A 16,956-nucleotide genomic window follows, 5' to 3' on the forward strand; every position below is an offset into this window, starting at 1 on the left:
GGCCACCTCCACCTCCACCTTCGTCCGCTCCCCCGGCACCGTGAACGTCTCGCCGACGCCCAGCGGCGCGTCCGCCAGCGGCGGGTAGACCGACTGGTCCCAGCAGGCCTCGCTGTCCGGGTGGGTGTCCACCACCTCGATCGGGCCACCGCCCGACTCCGTCTCCCCCCGCACCCGGTAGATCAGCACGCCCTCGGTGCATGTGGTGGCGTCGTTGCCGGTCGAGCCGCGCGCCTCGATCGCCAGGGCCGAGTGCTCGCCCGTCCTGACCACCGCGAGCCGGGTCCCGGCGCTCGCGCCGGCCGGGGGCGCGGCGTCCAGCGGTTCGAGGGTGAGCATGCTGCTGCCGGTGGGCTTCACACAGCTCACCTGCCGTCCGCCGAGCCAGCCCAGTTTCCACTTGTGCCAGCCGAACAGGTCCGGGGACAGACCGAATTGACTGCCCATCACGTCCCAGTCGCCGACATGGGTGTCCCAGTCGCCCTTGCCGTCGGTCGGCCGGTGGTAGAGGTCGGGCAGGTCGAAGACGTGCCCGGTCTCGTGGGCGAGCACGTTGCGGTCCGGCGGGTGCCGCTCGAACACGGTGACGACCCGCTTGATGTCCGTGCCGTCGGCGGTCAGCGGGTGATCGAAGTTGACCACTTTCGTCGCGTCGGAATCCACGCCGGGGGCGTCCGGGTCCGCGACCAGGTAGACGAGGTCGTACCGCGAGAAGTCGATCACCGGATCGGCGACCGCCAGCGCGTCCCGCAGATACGCGGTGCGCATCTCCGGCGCCCAGTCGCGCTTTATGGCGTAGTCGGTTGACGCGCGCGGCATGTCGATCCACTGGAGCCGTGGATGCGGGTGCAGCGCGAACTTCCCGTACGACGCCCGCTCGAAGAATCTGCTGGTCGCCGGGAAGTGGTCGGCCACCAGATCGGCGGGCTCGATCCGCGGGGCCGCGTCCGGGAAGGACAGGAAGACCATGACCGCGTCGAGGGTCCTGGCCGGGCGTGGATAGGAGGCGTTCCACGTGTCGAGGCCGAGCGAGTGGTGCGCGGTGGTACGCGGGAGGGCGCAGGGTCCGGCGGGGTCGGCGACGGCGGGGCCGGCCACCAGTGAGGTGGCGGCGACCGCGACGAGGGAGGTGAAGGCCGCGGCCGTGCTGCGCAGGCGCGGCCGGTCCACTCCCCCGGGTGTCAGACGACGCTCCACGTGGACCTCCGGCTGCGGAATGCGGGACAGCTCCCCCACTTTCTTTCCTTTTGCAGGGATACGCCCTGTTCCGCTGGCCCAGTTGGGTGAGCGGAACGACACCCCCGGCAGATCACGGAAAGTCACAATCGATCAGAGGGAAGACAGGTCGCACCACAGACGAGCAGAAACGATCGTCCGCCACTCGGCGTCGACGTCGCGCGCCCCGGTTCACCACCGGGGAGCTGGAACGGCCGACCGGCCTGCCTCTATGATCGGCAGACTTTCCTGCGCCGATCATCGCGAATCACACCCCTGTACGACACCACTGCACTGCGGGAGCGAGCCGTGAGCGGAACCTCCGAAAGGCCCCGGCCCGCAGCGGTCGCGGCGCCCCAGTCCGCCACGCCGTCAGTCACGGAGTGTCACGCTCAGGCCGGACAGGACGACCGCGACCGGTGCGACGACCACCACGACCGCACGGACGACCACGACCGCACGGACCACCACGACCACAAGGAGCGCGGCGACTACCGGGCGGCCTTCAACGCGGCCCGGCTCCCCATGGCCGTCGTGGACCGGCGCGGAACCGTCGTCACCGTCAACGACGCCCTGGCCGAACTGGTCGGCGCCGAGCGCGACTCGCTGCCCGACCGAACCGCCGCCGACCTCGTCGACCTCGCCTCCGACGACCGGACCTGGCACGCGTACCAGGAGGTGCTGCGCGGCCGTCGCTCCCGCTTCCGCTGCACCCGCCGTCTCAAGCACCCCGACGGCCGCGCGCTCTGGGCGGAGGTCACCGTCACGCCCCTGCCCGACGGCGGCAGCGTCCTGCTCTCCCTCACGGACATCAGCGAACGGCGCGAGCTCCAGGCCAGGCTCCGCCATCTCCAGATGCACGACCCGGTGACCCGGCTGCCCAACCGCACGCTGTTCTTCGAGCGGCTCTCGACCGCGCTCGAATCGTCGTACGACCATGGCAGAACAGGGCGGATCGGCCTCTGCTACCTGGATCTCGACGGCTTCAAGGCCGTCAACGACACGCTGGGGCACCGCGTCGGCGACCGGCTGCTCGCCGCCGTCGGGGCCCGGCTGACCGAGTGCGCCGACAACGACGGTCACAGCCGCGGCGGCCACCACCTCGTCGCGCGCCTCGGCGGCGACGAGTTCGCGATCCTGGTCGAGGACTCGGCCGGTACGGAACAGCTCGCCGATCTCGCCCGCGCGGTGCTCGCCGCGCTCCAGCTCCCGTTCGACCTCGCCGGGCAGCGGCTCTCCGTCTCGGCGTCCATCGGCGTCGTCGAACGGGCCGCCGAGGGCACCACCCCCACCGGTCTGATGCAGGTCGCCGACACGACGCTCTACTGGGCGAAGGCGGACGGCAAGGCGCGCTGGACCCTCTTCGACCCGGAGCGCAACGCCCACCGGATGACCCGCCAGGCGCTGTCGTCCACGCTGCGCCCGGCCGTCGAGCGCGAGGAGTTCGTGCTCCAGTACCAGCCGCTCGTGGGGATGGCCGACGGCGTCGTACGGGGCGTGGAGGCACTGGTGCGCTGGAACCACCCGCAGTTCGGCATCCTCGCGCCCAACCGCTTCATCGGCATCGCCGAGGAGGACGGATCGATCGTGCAGCTCGGCCGCTGGGTGCTGCGTACGGCCTGTCTCCAGGCCCGTCAGTGGCAGCGCGACCATCCGGCGGACCGGCCGCTGTTCGTGAGCGTCAACGTCGCCGTACGGCAGGTCTGGGACTCCGACCTGGTGGCCGACGTGGCCGCGATCCTCGCCGAGACCGGTCTGGCGCCCCGCCTGCTGCAACTGGAGCTGACCGAGTCCGCGGTGATGGGCTCGGCAGGCCGGCCGCTCCAGGCGCTCCAGGCGCTGAGCGACATGGGTGTGCGCATCGCCATCGACGACTTCGGGACCGGCTACTCGAACCTCGCGTATCTGAGCCGGCTGCCGGTCTCCGTACTGAAGCTGGACGGCTCCTTCGTCCGGGGCTTCCGTTACGACGAGGGCGTCCACCCCAACCCGGCGGACGAGACGATCGTCGAGACCCTGGTCCATCTCGCCCACCGGCTGGGCCTGACGGTGACGGCGGAGTGCGTGGAGACGGCGGGCCAGGCGGCCCGCCTGCGCCGGATCGGCTGCGACACCGGGCAGGGCTGGCTGTACTCGCGTGCGGTGGGGCCGAAGCGGATCGCGGAGATGATCGGGGTCAGCCCGCTGAAGGTCTGACCCCGCCGACGTCACCGCTGACGCGGACGGCGCGCCGGCAGGCGCCGGGCGTGGTGCCCGGCGCGCGATTCTCGCGCCGGGCACCGGCTCGATCGATGACGGGGCCCGCCGCGCCAGGTCTCTCCGGTGGCCCGCACGGACTGCGGGCGGCGATCCCGGTCGCGGCGGTGGTGACGGCGCCGACACCGTACGCCCGCCCCCGCGGAGGCCGGGGACCGGACGCCGCCACGTACCGGCCGTCGATCAGCCGGGCAGACCGTAGGCGTCGGCGATCAGGCCGTAGCTGCGCAGGCGCGCGTCGCCGCCGTGGGCGTTGGCGGTGAGCATCAGCTCGTCGGCGCCCGTGCGCTTCTGGAGGTCGTCGAGGCCGGCGCGGACGGCGTCCGGGGTGCCGTGCACGATGTTCGTCAGCCAGCCGTCGACGAAGTCGCGCTCCTGCGGGCTGAAGCCGTACGCCTCCGCCTCTTCGGGCGTCGGGACGAGCCCGGGGCGCCCGGTGCGCAGGCGCAGCATCGACAGCGCGCCGGTCAGGACCTGGCGGCGGGCCTCCTTCTCGTCCTCGGCGGCGAGTGCGGCGACGCCGATCACCGCGTACGGGGCGTCGAGTACGGCGGAGGGCCGGAAGGACTCGCGGTAGAGATCCAGCGCGGGGATCGTGTTCTGCGCCGAGAAGTGGTGCGCGAAGGCGAACGGCAGCCCGAGCGTGGCGGCCAGCCGGGCGCTGAACCCCGAGGAGCCGAGGAGCCAGAGCGGCGGCCGGGCGGCGGGGCCCTGGACGGGTCCGGGGACGGCGTGGATCCGCGCGTACGGGTGCCCGTCCGGGAAGTCGTCGTCCAGGAAGCGGGTGAGTTCGGCGAGCTGCTGCGGGAAGTCGTCGGCGCCTTCGTTCAGGCGGTCGGTACGGCGCAGCGCGGCGGCCGTGGCCCCGTCGGTGCCGGGCGCCCGGCCGAGCCCGAGGTCGACCCGCCCGGGGGCCAGGGCCTCCAGGGTGCCGAACTGCTCGGCGATGACGAGCGGCGCGTGATTGGGCAGCATGACGCCGCCCGAACCGAGCCGGATGCGCTCGGTGTGGGCGGCGAGATGGGCCAGGATCACGGCGGGCGACGAGGAGGCGACACCGGGCATCGAGTGGTGCTCGGCGACCCAGTGGCGGTGGTAGCCCCTGCGCTCGCCGAGCTTGGCGATCTCGACGCTGGTCCGCAGTGACTGCCGGGCGGTGCTCCCGCTGCCGACGGTGACCAGATCCAGCACGGACAGCGGCACGGGCGCGCTGCCCAGCGCCGTACCTCGAATTGCGTCAACCACCGGTGCGGGCCCTTCTGGTGCGGGAGATGCGTACAGCCCTGACCAACAGGAGGACGGCTCCGTTTTATTCCCGGCCCGGGATCGGACCTGGGCCGGGGCTCAGTCCCGGCTCGCGAACAGCGTTCCCAGTTTCGGCGCCCACGCGTGGCGCTCCACCAGGCGCAGCCCTTCCCAGACCGTCACCTGGTTCGCGGTGAGGACCGGTTTGCCGAGGTCCGCCTCCAGTTCCGGGAGGTACGCCACGGTGTGCAGCGCCGTGTCCGGGAGCAGGACCACCTCGGCGTCCGGGTGGTCGCCCTCGCGGGCCAGGGCGAGTACTTCGTCCCGTCCCCAGGTGCCGACCTCGGCCGCCGTGATGATGCCGCTGCCGCGCGTGGAGACCACCTCGACGCCCGCCGCCTTCAGGAAGGCGGCGAAGTAGCCCGCGACGTCCTCCGGATAGGTGGCCGCCACCGCGACCTTCCGCGCGCCCAGCGCCTGGACCGCGTGCGCGAAGGCGAAGGAGGTGCTGGAGGCGGGCAGTCCCGCCTCCACGGCCAGTTGCCGTGCCTGTTCGTGGGCACCGTCCCAGCCGTACACGAAGCTGCCGCTGGTGCACGCCCAGACCACGGACTCGGCCCCGGCCATCCGCAGCTCCTCGACACCGTCCGCCAGCCGCCGCGCCGAACCCATTTCCAGGAGCGCGTCGACCCGGTGGGCGTCCTCACCGATGTCGGTGTGGACGAGGGGCAGTCTGATGTCGCTGTCGAAGAGCATCTCCAGACGGGGGTAGTCGTCCTCGGCGGAGTGGCCGGGGTAGAGAAGTCCGACGGTCGTCATGTCCACCCTTCCTGTTCCTCGGTCGGAGCGTCCGGCTGGGAAGGCTGCGCCCACTCGCCGGGCTGGGCCGGCTGGGCGTCCTGCAGATGCTGGACCGGTTCCATCCGCTCCATCTCCGCGATGCCGGGGATGTCACCGATCCCGGAAATCTCCGGGATGTGGTGGACCTCGGGCATCTCAGGGATCTCTCCCATCCCTTCCAGCGTAGGCACGTGGCGCGCCGGGGGCGGGTTGAGCAGCAGGCCCTGGTACGGGCCGACCGCGTGCGCGCCGATCCGGCGCAGGGCCGCCCACATCGTGACCTGGTTCGCCGACAGCACCGGCATCCTCAGCTCGGCCTCCAACTGCGGGATCGCGTCGTACGTCGGCAGGTTCGTACAGCTGATGAACAGCGCGTCGGCCGCGCCGACGACGGCCTGCCGCGCCATGTCCACGACCGACCGGTACGGCACCTTCCAGATGTGCCGGGTCAGCCCCAGGAAGGCGCGACCCGTGACGGTTACCCCGGCCTCCGCCAGGTACTCCTCCAGCGACTCGGTGACCGACTCCGTATAGGGGGTGACCAGTGCGATCCGTTTCGCGCCCAGCTCTTCGAGCGCCTCCAGCAGCGCACCCGACGTGGTGAGCGAGGGCACCTCGCCCGCCCTGTTCATCGCCTCGCACATCGCCCGCTCCCCGACGACACCGCCGACGAAGCTGCCCGAGGTGCAGGCGTACGCGATCACCTCCGGCTCGGACGCGCCAAGGGCCATCACCGCCTCTCCGAGGGTCTCGTGCTCACTCACGAGCCTGGCAAGGTCCAGCGACACCTCGACGGGGACGTAAGGGGTCCTCGTCAGGCGCAGCGAGATCTCGTCGGGCATCCAACGCCAGAGTTCACGATCAAGAGCAAAGTCGAATGGGGCGACCACGCCGACACCACGCTGCGGCTGTGGTCCACCCAGAAAGGAGACATCCATCGCACGGCCCCCTTTGGCTGTTGTTGACGACGGTAGGAGGTGAATGCGAGCGTGGTCAATGAGCTCAGGAAATACGTTGCACCGAATTTTCCTGGAGGAAATCCCCGACCCGATCGGAAGGGTACTCCCGATGACCGAACCGACCCTTCTCGTCCTGGGTGCCGACCCGCCGCCGCGCCTCGGCCGGCTGACCGGTCGGGCGCACGTCCGGTACGCCGACGAGTCTTCGCTGGCCGCCCAACTCCCCCTGGCTGACGTCCTGTTGGCGTGGGACTTCACATCCGACGCGATCCGGCTGGCCTGGCCGGGGGACGGCCCGAGGCCCGGCTGGGTGCACACGGCGAGCGCCGGTGTGGACCGGCTGCTCTGCCCCGAACTGATCAACTCCGAAACAGTCGTCACGAACGCCCGCGGCATCTTCGAGGAACCCATTGCCGAATACGTGGCAAGTCTTGTACTTGCCATGGCCAAGGATCTGCCGGGAACTCTCGAACTGCAGCGTCAGCGGCGATGGCGCCATCGCGAGGGACTACGGGTGGCCGAGAGCCGCGCGACCGTCGTGGGCGCGGGCCCGATCGGCCGGGCGATCGCCGGGACCCTGAAGGCGCTCGGCGTGAAGGTGGCGATCACCGGCCGCACCGCGCGCCCGGGAATCCACGGCGCCGACGAGCTGGACCGGCTGCTCACCCGCTCCGACTGGGTGATCTGCGCGGCGCCGCTCACGGAGAGCACGCGCGGCATGTTCGACTCCCGTCTCTTCGGTCTGATGCAGCCCTCGGCGCACTTCATCAATGTGGGGCGCGGCCAGCTCGTCGACGAGAAGGCGCTGGCGGACGCCGTGGCCAAGCGCGGGATCGCGGGCGCCGCGCTCGACGTCTTCGAGGCCGAGCCGCTCGATCCCGAGAGCCGGCTGTGGGACGTGCCCGGCCTGATCGTGTCGCCCCACATGAGCGGTGACACCGTCGGCTGGCGCGACCGACTGGGGGAGCAGTTCGTCGGGCTTTACGACATCTGGGCGTCCGGAGAGCCACTGCCTAACGTGGTGGACAAGAAACGTGGGTACGTCCCCATGCATGACTGAGTCCATGTTCCTCACCGATCTCACCGCACGACAGCTGCTGGCCGGCTACGAGAAGGGCGACTTCTCACCGGTCGACGCGGTGCGTGCCGCGCTGGAACGGATCGAGGCGGTCGAACCGCTCGTCAACGCCTTCGTCCGGGTCGACGCCGACGAGGCGCTCGCCGCCGCGGAGGCCGCCGCCGGCCGGTGGCACAGAAAGGAACCGCAGGGACGGCTGGACGGTGTCCCGGTCTCCGTGAAGGACATCTTCCTCCAGCGCGGGGGGCCGACCCTGCGCGGTTCGCGGACGGTCAGTCCGGCGGGCCCGTGGCCGGACGACGCGCCGGCGGTGGCGCGGCTGCGCGAGCACGGTGCGGTCCTCATCGGCAAGACGACGACGCCGGAGTTCGGCTGGAAGGGCGTGACGGACTCACCGCTGAACGGGATCACGCGCAACCCCTACGACCTGTCCCGGACGGCCGGCGGGTCCAGCGGAGGCAGCGCCGCGGCGGTCGCGCTCGGCGCCGGTCCGCTGTCGATCGGCACCGACGGCGGCGGCTCGGTCCGGATCCCCGCGTCGTTCTGTGGCATCTTCGGGCTCAAACCCACGTACGGGCGGATCCCGCTCTTCCCGTCCAGCCCCTTCGGCACGCTGGCGCACGCCGGTCCTATGGCGCGCGACGCCGCCGACGCCGCGCTGCTCCTCGACGTCATCAGCGGCGCCGACTGGCGCGACTGGTCGCAGCTCGCCCCGGCACCGGGTGTCACCGCCACCCTGTCGGAGGGGGTCGCGGGGCTGCGGATCGCGTACTCGCCGTCGTTCGGCGGCCAGGTCGCGGTACGCCCGTCCGTGGCGGCGGCCGTACGGCGCGGGGTGGGGCGGCTCGCGGAGCTGGGCGCGTACATCGAGGAGACCGACCCGGACATCTCGGACCCGGTGGAGGCGTTCCACACGCTGTGGTTCTCGGGAGCGGCGCGGGTGACCCAGCCGCTCGGCGAGGAGCAGCGCGAGCTGCTCGACCCGGGGCTCCGGGAGGTCGTGGCGGAGGGGGAGCGGGCGAGCGCGCTGGACTATCTGGCGGCCGTGGACGCGCGGATGGAGCTGGGCCGGCGGCTCGGCCGGTTCCACGAGACGTACGACCTGCTGGTGACGCCGACGCTGCCGATCGCGGCGTTCGAGGCGGGCGTGGAGGTGCCGAAGGGCTCGGGGTACCGCCGCTGGACCGGCTGGACCCCGTTCACGTACCCCTTCAATCTGACGCAGCAGCCCGCGGCGACGGTGCCGTGCGGGGTGGACGAGGACGGGCTGCCGATCGGCCTCCAGCTGATCGGCGCGCGCCACGCGGACGCGCTGGTGATGCGGGCGGCCCACGCCCTGTACGAATCGGGCGCGACGTCCCTCCCGGCCCCGACCGGCGCGTAGCCCCTGCCCGCGGTACGTCGGTGTCCTCAATCGCCGGACGGGCTGAAAATGCGGCCCGTCCGGCCGGGCAAGGGCGTATTTGAAGCCCGTCCGGCGATTGAGGACGGAACCTCAGACGCGCCTGAAGTTCAGCGTCTCCCCCGTCGCGCCCGCGCGCCACAGGTCCTGGCAGGCCTCCGCCATCTCGTCGAGGCCCTCCACCACCGAGCCCCAGACGATCCCGGGGATCCACCCCGTGTCACCGTTGATCAGCAGGTTGTTGCGCTCGTAGAACAGCGCGAGGTCGACAACGGTACGGCGCCCCCGGTGCGCGGCCTGCTCCTCGTACCCGTACGACGTGGTGCCGAGCACCGTGTCCGAGAAGGTGAAGTAGCACAGGTCGCCCGGGATGGGGGTGACCGTCGGGTTCTCCAGCGGCGGCTCCTGCTCGGCGAACCCGGGCATCAGCGCGTAGATCTCGTTGCGCGCATACTTCGCGTGGTACACGTCACCGCCCAGCGGCAGCGCGTCCCACACGGCTGCGCAGGTGATCGGGGCCAGGTCATCGAGGAGCTTGGCGGTGCAGCGGACGCCGCGCTTGTCCAGGGACACTTCGATGAAGCGGTCGCTCATAAGTCTTCGCGCCCTTCCGGTCGGTTTCGTAGAGCCTGTGTCCGGCCATGAATACCCGCACCCGCCGCACGAATGCGGAGCCGAAGGGCCCCGTCTCTCGTATGTGACGCGTCTACAACGATAGGCATATCGGTCCGAAAATAATCCGCATACCCCCGGTCGTTTCGGGTAGCCGCGCGCCTATGGCTCCACTCAAGGGGAACAACACAAGCACGGGAAGAGGGCTCCGGCGCCGCTCGCTGCTCGCGGGTGCCGCGGCACTCGGTGTCGCGGGCGCTGTCGGGGCCACCAGCGGATGCAGCCGCGTGGCCACCGCCGACAACGGGGACGGGGGGACCCTCCTCGATCAGCTCCGCGCCAAGGGAACGGTGCGCCTCGGGCTGGCCGGCGAACAGCCGTACAGCTACATCGGCAAGGACGGTGAGATGACGGGCTCCGCCCCGGCCATCGCCTCGCGCATCTTCAAGGAGTTGGGCGTGGACAACGTCCAGCCCTTCGCCACCGAGTTCGGTTCACTGATCACCGGACTGAACTCGCTCCAATTCGACGTGGTCGCCGCCGGGATGTACATCAACCCGGAGCGCTGCGAACAGGTCATCTTCGCCGACCCCGAATACCAGATGCTCGACGCGTTCATCGTGCCGAAGGGGAACCCGAAGAATCTCCACTCGTACAAGGACATAGCCGAGGCCGGCGCCAAGATGGCGACGGGCGTCGGTTACGCGGAGATCGGCTACGCGGAGGAGGCCGGGGTCAAGAGCATCACGACCCTGCCCGACCAGCTGGCCGGGCTGCTCGCCGTCGAACAGGGCCGCGTCGATGTCTTCGCCGGCACCGCCGTCACGGTGTTCAACGTGATCGAGGAGACCGACAGCACGAAGGCCGAGGCGACCAAGGAGGTCACACCGATCGTCGACGGCAAGCCCGTCATCGACGTCGGCGGCTTCGCCTTCCGCTCGCCGGAGACGAACCTGCGCGACTCCTTCAACCGCGAGCTGCACAAGCTCAAGAAGAGCGGTGAGCTGCTGGAGATCATGCGGCCCTTCGGCTTCACGAAGGACCAGATGACGACCATCACGGCGAAGGAGAAGTGCGCGCCATGAGTGAGATCACCTGGGGCCTGTGGAAACTCCTCCTCGAAGGCGTCTGGATCACCGTCCAGCTGACGATCTTCAGCTCCGCGCTGGCCGCCGTGGTCGCGCTGGTCGTCGGGCTCGCCCGCGCCCACCGGCTGTGGATCGTGCGGTTCATATCCGGGGCCTACTTCGAGATCTTCCGCGGCACGTCCGCGCTCATCCTGATGTTCTGGATCTTCTTCGTGCTCCCCCTGGGCTTCGGCTGGCAGCTCGTCCCGATATGGGCGGCGACGCTGGCGCTGGGGCTCACGTACGGGGCGTACGGCTCCGAGGTCGTCCGCGGCGCGGTGCAGGCCGTGGCTCCGGCCCAGCGCGAGGCGGGGATCGCGCTGAGCTTCACACCCGCCCAGCAGCTGCGGAAGATCATCCTGCCGCAGGCGTGGCCGGAGATGATCCCGCCGTTCAACAACCTGCTGATCGAACTGCTCAAGGGCACGGCACTGGTCTCCATCATGGGCGTTGCCGACATCGCCTTCGGTGCGTCGCTGGTGCGTAACGCGACGGGCGAGAGCGCGCCCGTGTACACGGTCATCCTGCTGATGTACTTCGTGCTCGCCTTCGTGCTCACGCGCGGTATGCGCGTCCTCGAACGTCAGGCGAAGGCCGGAATCGGCCAGCGCCCCGAGAAGACGCGGGGCGTCGCGCGCAAGCTCGGCGTCTCCCGTCGGAACGCCGTTTCGGCGAGCGCGGGAGGTGAGAGCTGATGGAGTGGAACTGGTCCGCGGTCGGCGACTTCATGCCGATGTTCTGGGACGGCCTGATCGTCACGCTCCAGGCACTGGTCCTGGGCGCGCTGCTCGCCTTCGCCCTCGGTCTCGTCTGGGCGATGGCCCAGCGCTCCGGCCTGGCGGTGGTGCGGTGGCCGGTGAACGTCCTCACCGAGTTCGTCCGCAACACCCCGCTGCTCGTGCAGCTGTTCTTCCTCTACTACGTGCTCCCCGAGTGGGGTGTCACGCTCAGCGCCATGGTGACCGGTGTCATCGGCCTGGGCCTGCACTACTCGACGTACACCGCCGAGGTCTACCGGGCCGGCATCGACGGCGTCCCGGCCGGCCAGTGGGAGGCGGCGAAGGCGCTCAGCCTGCCGAGGTCCCGCACCTGGGGCGCGGTGATCCTCCCGCAGGCGATCCGCCGTGTCGTGCCCGCGCTGGGCAACTACGTCATCGCGATGCTGAAGGACACCCCGATGATCTTCGTCATCGGAGTGATGGAAATGCTCGGCCAGGCACGGCAGTTCGCCTCCGAGACGTTCCTGACCGTCGAGGTCTTCACCGTCGTGGGTGTGGCCTTCATCGTCATCTCCTATCCGGCATCCCTTCTCATGCGAGCATTGGAGCGTCGCCTTGTCCGCTGACAGCACTCCCCTCAACACCTCCAAGGAAACGGCCAATCCCGCCGCCGACGGCAGCGAGCTGATCCGCTTCGACAAGGTCACCAAGCGCTTCGGGTCCAACACGGTCCTGGACTCGCTGGACTTCACGGTCAACTCCGGCAAACACGTGACGCTCATCGGTGCCTCGGGATCGGGCAAGACGACGATCCTCAGACTCCTGATGACGCTGATCAAGCCGGAGGAGGGCACCATCAAGGTGGCTGGTGAGTACCTCACTCACCAGGAGAAGGACGGCAAGCTCGTCCCCGCCGGCGAGAACCATGTCCGTGAGGTGCGCAAGAACATAGGCATGGTGTTCCAGCAGTTCAACCTCTTCCCGAACATGAAGGTGCTGCGGAACGTCACCGAGGCCCCGGTGCATGTGCTCGGTCTGTCCAAGGACGAGGCCGACGAGCGGGCGCGCGGCCTGCTGGACCTGGTGGGTCTCGGGGACCGCTGCGACGCGTACCCGAGCCAGCTCTCGGGCGGTCAGCAGCAGCGGGTGGCCATCGCGCGGGCGCTCGCGATGCGGCCGCAGGTCCTGCTCCTGGACGAGGTCACCTCCGCGCTCGACCCGGAGCTGGTCGCGGGAGTCCTCGACGTGCTGAGGGACATCGCCCACACGACGGACATCACGATGCTGTGCGTGACGCACGAGATGAACTTCGCGCGCGACATATCCGACGACGTACTGATGTTCGACGAAGGCCGGGTCATCGAGTCCGGACCGCCGGAGAAGATCTTCAGCGACCCGGAGCACGAGCGCACCCGGGAGTTCCTGAGCGCCGTGCTGTAGGCGTACGCCCGGCGCATCGAAGGGGCGCCCGCCTCGCTGAATTCGGGGGAACCCGGTCCGACAGAGCGGACCGGGTTCCCCCGTTTCCGCTGCCGATCCCCACGAAGAGTCAATGACTCTGGCATATGCCGGATCGATACGCCCAGATGGAGGCCACTGTGACGGGCGTCATTCTGCTCAACAGCCGCCCCGGAAAAGGCCCTTGGCGGCTATCGTGGTAGGGAAGCTTGCGGTCACAACCTGGTAGGGGGAAACCGTGGCGCTGAAGCCAGAGCCGACCGCGCCGTTCCACTCGGTGCAATACGTCCTGCGCGTCCTCGAAACGGTTTCCCGGCACACCGGCGGTGTCACCGACGTCCAGATCGCCCGTGAGACGGGCCTGCCGACCGGCCATCTCGCCCCGATGCTGGCGATGCTGAGCCGCGAGGGCTACGTAGAGCAGGTCGCGGACGGCGCGTACGCCATAGGGGACTCGCTGGTCCTGCTCGGCACCGGCACCACCCGGGAGGACGCGTTGGAGGCCAAGCTCCAGGACACGCTCACCGAGCTGCGCGACTCCGTCGGGGCGGCGGTCTACATCAGCCGTTACATCGACGGCGAGGTCAGGATCACGCAGTACGCCGACGGGCCGGACGCGCCCGCGGTGAACGAGTGGGTGGACTTCCGCTCGGCGGCGCACGCGAGCGCCGTCGGCAAGTGCCTGCTCACCCAGCTCGACCAGAACAGCCGCCGGGACCATCTCTCCCGGCACAAGATCGCGCGGCTCACCTCACGGACCATCACCAGCGAGCGGGTGCTGTTCTCCAAGCTGGACAGCCAGCCGCCCACGGTCCCGATCCTGGATCTCCAGGAGTACGCGGTGGGCACGGTCTGCGCGGCAGTGCCCCTGACGGCGGGTTCGGCGGTGGGCTGTCTGGCCCTGTCGATGCCGATCGAGCACGCGCACCGGCTGCGTTCGGCGGCGGACACGCTCAACCGGGGCGCGGCGCCGATGGCGGTCTCGCTGGCCATCTGACCCGGCGGACCGACCGGTCCCGCGCGTCCGGGCCGGGAAAGCCCAGGACCGGGCCGCGGCAGGCGGGTTGCGGCACACACCCCGCGTACGACGGCCCGGCCCGGTCAGCGATGAATGAGACCCTCGCCGGTCACATGCTGATGGAACGGGATCGGACGGATCAGAACGTGACGTCCGAGCAGGCGTAGAACGCGTTGGTGGTGTCCGCGACGTTCCAGACCGCCAGGACGATGTGCTTCCCCGTCTTCTGGGTCGGCATGGTGCCCTGGTGGACGAGCGTGGCCGGCGGCTGCTGGTTGCCGTACGGCACGGTCATGAACGGCTGCGGGTCGAGGGCCGCGCGGGTGAGCGGCTTGGTCGGGTCCCATCCGTTCTTGGTGATGTAGTAGCGGAAGTCGGACGTGGAGTGCCGGGCGGTGAACTGCCAGCGGAAGCTGTAGCCCTGGCCGGCCGTCACGTTGGTGGCGGGCCAGTTGCCGCCACGCGGGTCGTCGAGCTGCGCGAACTGGCCGTTGCCGCCCGCGCAGATCTTTCCGTCGGCGGGACCGGCGGCCGGGAAGCCCTTGGGCCCTTCGACGCTCTGCGGCTCCCACTGGATGTTCCCGCATCCGGTGACGGTGCCGTTCTGACACAGCTTCTGACGGCTGATCGGTGAGTCGGTGTAGCCGTGACTGCTCGCACTGCCGGTGGCGAGCAGGGACACGCCCGCCACCGCCAGACCGAGTACGGCGGCGCTGATTCTCTTCTTTCGCATGCTCTCGCTCCAGGGGACCGTGGGGAGTTCGTGCGGTGACTCCTGACTGCGCAATCAGGTCTAGACCAAGTCACACAGTATTGACCGACGTTGATCGTGTCCATAACAACGACCAAGAAAGGTCCAGACCAATCACGAATGCTTGGACAGCGATCAGCTCCCCTCGTTCAGACCGTGCCGGCCGGTGTAGAACGCGACGGTCAGGTCCTTCACCAGGGCCTTGCGCTCGTAGTCGTCCAGCTCCACGAGCCCCCGCGACGTCAGCCGGTGCACGGTGTCGTCCACCGCGTCGACCACCGACGTCAGCACGGTGTCGCGGTGCCTGGCGTCGATCGCCGCGATCCGGCTGCGCTGCATCGCCGCCGAGATCTCCGGCGCGTACTCGATCCGGGTCGGCTGCGCCGAGAAGACGTCGAGCCCGACGGGGCGGCACTCGTCCGACAGCATCCGGGTCAGCGCCTCGCCGACCGCCTCGGCGTTGCGCAGCGTCGGCGCGGCCTCGTGGAAGGCGTCGGCGGGCAGTTGGGAGAGCACGCGCGCCATCGCCGCCTCGACCTGCTCGCGCAGGTACTCCTCGTGGTCGCGCACCCCGAGCGCCGCCCGGACCGTGTCCCTGACCCGCCAGACGACCAGGACGACGACCCGCAGCGCCGTACCGTTCGCGTCGACCGCGGGCATCGGCTCACTGCGCCAGTGCCGCAGCCGTACGTCCACCCGCCGCCGCAGCAGGAGCGGGCTCACCCACACGAGTCCCGTACGGCGCACGCTCCCCCGGTACTCACCGAACAGCGTCAGCACCCAGGCGTGACCGACCCGGCCGCGGCCGAGCCCGCCGAAGGCGAAGAGCGTGAGGGCCACGGCGAGGGCGAGCAGCGCCCACATCCCGATCCCGATGCCGTGGTAGTGGTTCGACTCCAGCCCGAACATCTCCGTCAGCGCCTCGGGCACGGCACCGACCGACCACAGCACCGTCAGGCAGCCGAACAGTCCGGCGACGCCGACGAACACCGCCGCCCAGCCGGGCAGCGTGGGACCGGGCCGCTCGACGAGCTTGGCGTCCACGGGTGTCGCGGGCCGTGAGACCGAACTGGGGGCCAGCGCCGGCGCTACGACCGGGGTGGGGACGGCGGGCCCGCGCCGGATCCCCGGGCGGGCGGTGGCCGGGTCGGCCGCCCCCTCGTCGCGGAAGAGGAGATGGACGGGGATCTCGTGGGTGGCCTCGCCGACGATGCGCGGGCTCCACCGGTGGCTGTCGAAGGTGAGGACGGCGCGCGCGGGTACGACGGAACCGGAACCGGACCGCACGGTGACGTCCCACACGGGGGCGGGGATCCCGCTGGACACGCTCGACGCGCCCGGCCCGGCCGCGTCCGCCGGTTCGGACGAGTCCGCGTCCGGCGCCGGCGGGGCGGGGGCGGTCACCGCCTCGTTCTCGGCCGGTGCGGCCGGTGCGGCCGGTGCGGCACCGGTCGCGGGCACCGCGATGTCGGGGGACCCACCGGCGGCAGGCTCCGCCGCATCCTCCGGGCCGCTCCTCGCGGGCATCGCCCAGGACTCGCCCCGCGAGTGCGGCACATCGGCGGCCTCGGGCTCCACGACCGGCTCGGACCCGGCGAACCCGGTGGGCGCCGGGGCGACGGCCCCGGCCCCGGACTCCGGCTCCGCGCCGGCGGTGTACACCGAGGCGCCCGCCTCCACCGACGCGGACTCCAGCTCCCGCTCGCGCTCCGGGCCGGACTCCGCACCGGCGGTGGGCGTGAACAGCGCGGCACCCGCCTCCGCCGGCAGTTCCACCGACACGTACTCCGGCCCGTGCCGGGGCTCCTCGTCGGTCACCGTCCCGCCGTAACAAGCCTCCTGCCCGGCTCCGAGGCCGGGCTCCGGCTCCCCGGGTCGCTTCGCGAACATGTCCGCGCCTCCCGGCGGCTCCCCCTCGCGCGGTGGCCCGGGCTCGGGCTGCGGCCCCGTCAGGAGGCGTACGTTCTGGTGCCAGCCGGTCTCGTTCCAGCCGGTCGTCGCGGCCGCCGGGGGCTCCGGCCGCGCTTCGGTCCCGGCGTCCGCGACCGGCCGCGCCGGCTCCACGTGCTCCGTCCGATCCGTCGGTTCGGTCCGATCCGTCTGCGCCATCGGCTCCGTCGGCTCCCGCGCCTCGCGCGGTTCCACCGGCTCGACCGGCTCGACCGGCCTTCGCGCCGTCAGCGCGTTGCGTGCCGCCGCCCGGAGCGCCTGCGCTCCCCGCAGCACCTGCCCGTCACCGTTCGGTTGCGATGTCTGTGTGGTCATCCTTGCCTCCG

General features: G+C 70.7%; 15 protein-coding genes. 8 read left to right on the top strand and 7 right to left on the bottom strand.

Annotated features, from left to right (window positions below):
- Positions 1 to 1,227, bottom strand: a 1,227-nt coding sequence (locus tag GXP76_RS18025; protein WP_242572587.1) for a M6 family metalloprotease domain-containing protein, incomplete at its 3' end; no start/stop codon positions are given.
- 297 nt (positions 1,228 to 1,524) lie between these two features.
- Between GXP76_RS18025 and GXP76_RS18030 the strand changes: the two genes are divergently transcribed.
- A complete protein-coding gene (locus GXP76_RS18030; protein WP_242572564.1) occupies positions 1,525 to 3,411 on the top strand; it encodes an EAL domain-containing protein in 1,887 nt (628 codons plus the stop codon).
- A 243-nt stretch (positions 3,412 to 3,654) separates the two neighbouring features.
- Here the strand turns inward: GXP76_RS18030 and GXP76_RS18035 are convergent, their stop codons facing one another.
- The 3 genes from GXP76_RS18035 to GXP76_RS18045 all read right to left on the bottom strand — a co-directional run bounded on the left by GXP76_RS18035 (position 3,655) and on the right by GXP76_RS18045 (position 6,494).
- A complete protein-coding gene (locus GXP76_RS18035) occupies positions 3,655 to 4,716 on the bottom strand; it encodes an LLM class flavin-dependent oxidoreductase (protein WP_242572565.1) in 1,062 nt (353 codons plus the stop codon).
- 99 nt (positions 4,717 to 4,815) lie between these two features.
- On the bottom strand, positions 4,816 to 5,535 hold the full coding sequence (locus GXP76_RS18040) for a decarboxylase (RefSeq protein ID WP_242572566.1): 720 nt from the start codon (positions 5,533 to 5,535) through the stop codon (positions 4,816 to 4,818).
- On the bottom strand, positions 5,532 to 6,494 hold the full coding sequence (locus tag GXP76_RS18045) for a decarboxylase (protein ID WP_242572567.1): 963 nt from the start codon (positions 6,492 to 6,494) through the stop codon (positions 5,532 to 5,534). Before GXP76_RS18045 ends, GXP76_RS18040 begins: the two co-directional genes overlap by 4 nt.
- A gap of 130 nt (positions 6,495 to 6,624) precedes the next feature.
- On the opposite strand from GXP76_RS18045, the gene GXP76_RS18050 reads away from it, so the two are divergent.
- Positions 6,625 to 7,575 carry a D-2-hydroxyacid dehydrogenase gene (locus tag GXP76_RS18050; RefSeq protein WP_242572568.1) on the top strand — a complete coding sequence of 317 codons (951 nt, stop codon included), beginning with the start codon at positions 6,625 to 6,627 and terminating at the stop codon, positions 7,573 to 7,575.
- Entirely contained in the window at positions 7,568 to 8,977 is a 1,410-nt protein-coding gene (locus GXP76_RS18055) for an amidase (protein ID WP_242572569.1), read from the top strand. Before GXP76_RS18050 ends, GXP76_RS18055 begins: the two co-directional genes overlap by 8 nt.
- A gap of 111 nt (positions 8,978 to 9,088) precedes the next feature.
- Here GXP76_RS18055 and GXP76_RS18060 read toward each other — a convergent pair whose 3' ends face one another.
- Positions 9,089 to 9,589, bottom strand: a complete 501-nt coding sequence (locus GXP76_RS18060; RefSeq protein ID WP_242572570.1) for a DUF3830 family protein — start codon at positions 9,587 to 9,589, stop codon at positions 9,089 to 9,091.
- Positions 9,590 to 9,771: 182 nt separating this feature from the next.
- Between GXP76_RS18060 and ehuB the strand changes: the two genes are divergently transcribed.
- From ehuB to GXP76_RS18085, 5 genes are all read left to right on the top strand, one after another.
- A complete protein-coding gene (gene ehuB / locus GXP76_RS18065; protein WP_242572571.1) occupies positions 9,772 to 10,692 on the top strand; it encodes an ectoine/hydroxyectoine ABC transporter substrate-binding protein EhuB in 921 nt (306 codons plus the stop codon).
- Positions 10,689 to 11,429 (top strand): ectoine/hydroxyectoine ABC transporter permease subunit EhuC, encoded by a 741-nt coding sequence (gene ehuC / locus GXP76_RS18070; protein WP_242572572.1) that lies wholly within the window; start codon positions 10,689 to 10,691, stop codon positions 11,427 to 11,429. The genes ehuB and ehuC overlap by 4 nt, the downstream gene beginning before the upstream one ends.
- Positions 11,429 to 12,079, top strand: coding sequence for an ectoine/hydroxyectoine ABC transporter permease subunit EhuD (gene ehuD / locus GXP76_RS18075; protein ID WP_242572573.1), 651 nt, complete (start codon positions 11,429 to 11,431; stop codon positions 12,077 to 12,079). The genes ehuC and ehuD overlap by 1 nt, the downstream gene beginning before the upstream one ends.
- On the top strand, positions 12,069 to 12,893 hold the full coding sequence (ehuA, locus tag GXP76_RS18080; protein WP_242572574.1) for an ectoine/hydroxyectoine ABC transporter ATP-binding protein EhuA: 825 nt from the start codon (positions 12,069 to 12,071) through the stop codon (positions 12,891 to 12,893). The genes ehuD and ehuA overlap by 11 nt, the downstream gene beginning before the upstream one ends.
- A 256-nt stretch (positions 12,894 to 13,149) precedes the next feature.
- Positions 13,150 to 13,908: an IclR family transcriptional regulator gene (locus tag GXP76_RS18085; protein ID WP_242572575.1), complete on the top strand. Its 759-nt coding sequence runs from the start codon at positions 13,150 to 13,152 to the stop codon at positions 13,906 to 13,908.
- A 160-nt stretch (positions 13,909 to 14,068) separates the two neighbouring features.
- Here the strand turns inward: GXP76_RS18085 and GXP76_RS18090 are convergent, their stop codons facing one another.
- A complete protein-coding gene (locus GXP76_RS18090; RefSeq protein ID WP_242572576.1) occupies positions 14,069 to 14,662 on the bottom strand; it encodes a lytic polysaccharide monooxygenase in 594 nt (197 codons plus the stop codon).
- Positions 14,663 to 14,815: 153 nt separating this feature from the next.
- Positions 14,816 to 16,945: an SPFH domain-containing protein gene (locus tag GXP76_RS18095; RefSeq protein ID WP_242572577.1), complete on the bottom strand. Its 2,130-nt coding sequence runs from the start codon at positions 16,943 to 16,945 to the stop codon at positions 14,816 to 14,818.
- Positions 16,946 to 16,956 lie beyond the last annotated feature (11 nt).

The organism is Streptomyces sp. NP-1717 (genome assembly GCF_022695985.1).
Lineage (GTDB): Bacteria > Actinomycetota > Actinomycetes > Streptomycetales > Streptomycetaceae > Streptomyces.

What these genes read in the sequence shown, in the direction of transcription:
- GXP76_RS18095 (WP_242572577.1), bottom strand. Translation starts at nt 16,945, where the DNA reads ATGACCACACAGACATCGCAACCGAACGGTGACGGGCAGGTGCTGCGG.
- ehuD (WP_242572573.1), top strand. Translation starts at nt 11,429, where the DNA reads ATGGAGTGGAACTGGTCCGCGGTCGGCGACTTCATGCCGATGTTCTGG.
- ehuC (WP_242572572.1), top strand. Translation starts at nt 10,689, where the DNA reads ATGAGTGAGATCACCTGGGGCCTGTGGAAACTCCTCCTCGAAGGCGTC.
- GXP76_RS18060 (WP_242572570.1), bottom strand. Translation starts at nt 9,589, where the DNA reads ATGAGCGACCGCTTCATCGAAGTGTCCCTGGACAAGCGCGGCGTCCGC.
- GXP76_RS18090 (WP_242572576.1), bottom strand. Translation starts at nt 14,662, where the DNA reads ATGCGAAAGAAGAGAATCAGCGCCGCCGTACTCGGTCTGGCGGTGGCG.
- GXP76_RS18055 (WP_242572569.1), top strand. Translation starts at nt 7,568, where the DNA reads ATGACTGAGTCCATGTTCCTCACCGATCTCACCGCACGACAGCTGCTG.
- GXP76_RS18040 (WP_242572566.1), bottom strand. Translation starts at nt 5,535, where the DNA reads ATGACGACCGTCGGACTTCTCTACCCCGGCCACTCCGCCGAGGACGAC.
- GXP76_RS18045 (WP_242572567.1), bottom strand. Translation starts at nt 6,494, where the DNA reads ATGGATGTCTCCTTTCTGGGTGGACCACAGCCGCAGCGTGGTGTCGGC.
- ehuB (WP_242572571.1), top strand. Translation starts at nt 9,772, where the DNA reads ATGGCTCCACTCAAGGGGAACAACACAAGCACGGGAAGAGGGCTCCGG.
- GXP76_RS18050 (WP_242572568.1), top strand. Translation starts at nt 6,625, where the DNA reads ATGACCGAACCGACCCTTCTCGTCCTGGGTGCCGACCCGCCGCCGCGC.